General features: G+C 67.1%; 2 protein-coding genes and 2 tRNA genes. 2 read left to right on the plus strand and 2 right to left on the minus strand.

Annotated features, from left to right (window positions below; genetic code table 11):
- Positions 1 to 593 precede the first annotated feature (593 nt).
- Positions 594 to 667: transfer RNA gene (locus tag E1291_RS40605), tRNA-Pro, on the minus strand.
- A gap of 128 nt (positions 668 to 795) precedes the next feature.
- On the opposite strand from E1291_RS40605, the gene E1291_RS40610 reads away from it, so the two are divergent.
- Positions 796 to 866: transfer RNA gene (locus E1291_RS40610), tRNA-Gly, on the plus strand.
- A gap of 50 nt (positions 867 to 916) precedes the next feature.
- A complete protein-coding gene (locus E1291_RS40615; RefSeq protein ID WP_131743350.1) occupies positions 917 to 1,540 on the plus strand; it encodes an NsdA family TPR-like regulatory protein in 624 nt (207 codons plus the stop codon).
- A gap of 35 nt (positions 1,541 to 1,575) precedes the next feature.
- On the opposite strand, the gene E1291_RS40620 is transcribed toward E1291_RS40615, so the two are convergent.
- Positions 1,576 to 2,181, minus strand: coding sequence for an HAD family hydrolase (locus tag E1291_RS40620; RefSeq protein ID WP_242614685.1), 606 nt, complete (start codon positions 2,179 to 2,181; stop codon positions 1,576 to 1,578).
- Between the last annotated feature and the right edge of the window lie 724 nt (positions 2,182 to 2,905).

Genomic DNA, 2,905 nt, shown 5'->3' on the forward strand with positions numbered 1-2,905 from the left:
TCGGTCGGGTAGGGGGAACGCCCGGCCACCATCGTCTCCACACTCAGGGCGCGGCATCAGGCAACATGCCCCGCCCTGACCCTTTTCAGACACCCTCTAGGGCGCTCTCGGTGCCAGTGGCCGGAAGATCGAAGGCGAAGCCGGACGCCGCATCCACGCCACGGTCACGGGCGGTGACCGACGGCGGCGCGGCGGCCTCGCAGCAGGCGAGGCACCGCCACACGCGCCCAGCGCCGGGCTCGGACACCCAGGAAATCTTCAGCAACCCCGGTGGGCGAACGAACCGCTCCGGCTACAGCGACCGGCAGTGCCATTCGGCGGCGTCCACCTGGCGATGACGGCACACGCGCCGGCCCAGACCCGGTCGGGATCACCGCTCAGACAGGGCGCTACCAGTTCACAGAGAGATCAGGAGTTGCCCCGCACCCCAAGGACGGGGACGAGCGCGGCGGGACCGGCCTCTGGTCAACGCCTTGGCCGTCGAGTACCCGTGCACACGTGTCGTCGGGTCAGGGACACAGACCCCAAGATCGTCTGCTGATCCCAGCCCCCGTTCCTCACCCCAACGGGGCGAGGAACGGGGCTGACCTGCGTCGGGCTGGCGGGATTTGAACCCACGGCCCCCGGCACCCAAAGCCGGTGCGCTACCAAGCTGCGCTACAGCCCGCCGAACACGGTGACGCGAGAAGTGTAGTGCCGATCAGCCCCGTCCGCCGCGTCTGACCCGACATGCGCACCGGACCGCGAAAGCCTGTACGCTACGCATGGCGACAGAGGGCCCTGCCCTCCCGTCAGGCGGGCGTAGCTCAATGGTAGAGCCCCAGTCTTCCAAACTGGCTACGCGGGTTCGATTCCCGTCGCCCGCTCTCATCACAAACGCCCAGGTAGATGGCCACTTTCCCCTACCTGAGCGTTCGTGTTCCTCACACTGGTTTCCGCGTGCGTGCCCGCTACGTGCCCGATCCGTTCTTGCCGATACCTAGAGCGCATCCGAGCCGCCCGCACCTACGCACGCCGCGGCCCCACAACGGCCGAGTTCTGGGCATGGCTGGACGCAGTCGAAGCCGAATGCGAAACCCGATGCGGTCACCCGCGCGAGGCCCTACGCCTGATCAACCACGCCGAAACCCTCCTGACGGAAGGCAGCGAGCACGCCGCACCGGAGTGGTTCAACTGGTTCTCACCGGTCAGCCTGGCCTCCTTCAAAGGCGACACCCAACTCAAAGCCGGGCAGCCCGCCCAGGCTCACGACACTTTGCGCGGCGTCCTGGAGGCCATGGGCGACACCAACGCCAAGCAACGATCGGTGATCCTCGCCGACCTGGCCGCCGTCAAGATCGCCCAGCGCAACCCCGACGCCGCCTGCACCTACGCCGAACAAGCCTTGGACCAGCTGGCGATCACCTGGTACGCGACCGGCATGGAACGCGTCCACCGCGTCCGCCGCGCGCTCGAACCCTGGGCCGACTCCCCAACTGTCCGCCGCCTCGATGACCGCCTGTACGGATGGCAAACAACCCTCAGCGCCCTTCAGCGTTGAACCGGGCGACACGGCCCGGAAGCTCGGCCAGCGAATCAATCCGCATCGTCGGAACACGGCCGGCTTCCGGGTCGTCCTGCTGAATAATCCCCCACGGACCCCCGCCGGACCAGCGCCGTCCGCAACCCCACCCCAGCCGCAGGCATGATGTCGTTGTCCAGCCGACCACCCACGTACAAGATCTCGCCCGCCTCACACGGCGCCGCCTCCACCACACAGTGGAAGAACTTGGGATCCGGCTTGGACACACCCCAGTCATCCGACGTCGCGATCATGTCACTCGGCAGCCCCAACGACCGCAAGGTCCCGCCGGCCCGCACCGTCTGATTCCCCGCGATCCCCACCCACAGTCCAGCCCCACGCAACTCCGCCAGCGCCGGACGAGCATCCGGATACAGATCGTCCTCACCGAACGTCTCAGGCCGCCCCACCTCAGCCCGCGCCTCACGCTGCCGCGTCAGATCAAACCCCGGCGCAAACACCTGGAACGTCTCCCGATAGTCCAGCCCCCGCGCGATCACCGCACCGAACATCGCCGAAAACGCATGCCGAGGCACCCCCAGCCAATCAGCCCACGTCCCATACTCCCGAGTCTCATCCACCAGACACTCACCGACATCGAACACCACAGCCCGGATCATGCCGCCCACCCTACGATCGAACCGCCTGCGCCTACGATGTGCCCCCAACAGCCGCGACGGACGGCATCTGCTGGGTGAGAACCTGTCTTCAAGGGTGCCCGCTATGGTCCCGCCGTCCCAGGCCACCACTCGCGGCAAGGAGCCCAACACGGTTGACTGGCTCTCTGAGATGCTACGAATGTGCCTGCTGTCGAGATGAGTCATGATCGTTTCAGTGACACGCCGGGGGGTCGTGCACAACCGGAGGCTCGCTGCAATCGCACTCCATGTACGCTCGTCCACAAGGCATCCAGCCAGGGCTTTACCCTGGGGCCCTCATCGCCTCTACGAGGGTTTGCAACGGGAAGCGCGAGTTCCGCACGGCGTAGCCGCCGTCGTCCTCATCGCCCCTACGAGGGTTCGCAACATGCCGTACCGCTCTTTCGCTGCATCGCTGAACATGTCCTCATCGCTCCTACGAGGGTTAGCAACACGCGGCGGACGATGTCCTCCGCACGCGGGTGCTAACGGCGGACTTGGACGAGAGCGCACGCCGGGGGCGCCCGGCAGGACCGCCCAGGATACGAGCGTACGAGTCTGGATCTTGTTTGCAAGGCACATGAACACATGCTCGGCGTTGCCGAATTGGGCTGTTTTGGATCAAGGGGGCGGCGCCGCTCGCCTCGCCGCCCCGGCCGCCCGGCTCCGCCGGACGGCGCGTGCGGCGTGGGCGCCGGTCACCGCC

Origin of the sequence: Actinomadura roseirufa (assembly GCF_900659635.1) — a bacterium.
GTDB classification, from domain to species: Bacteria; Actinomycetota; Actinomycetes; order Streptosporangiales; family Streptosporangiaceae; genus Spirillospora; species Spirillospora roseirufa.

Coding starts and splice junctions, on each gene's coding strand:
- E1291_RS40620 (WP_242614685.1), bottom strand. CDS start 2,181: ATGATCCGGGCTGTGGTGTTCGATGTCGGTGAGTGTCTGGTGGATGAG.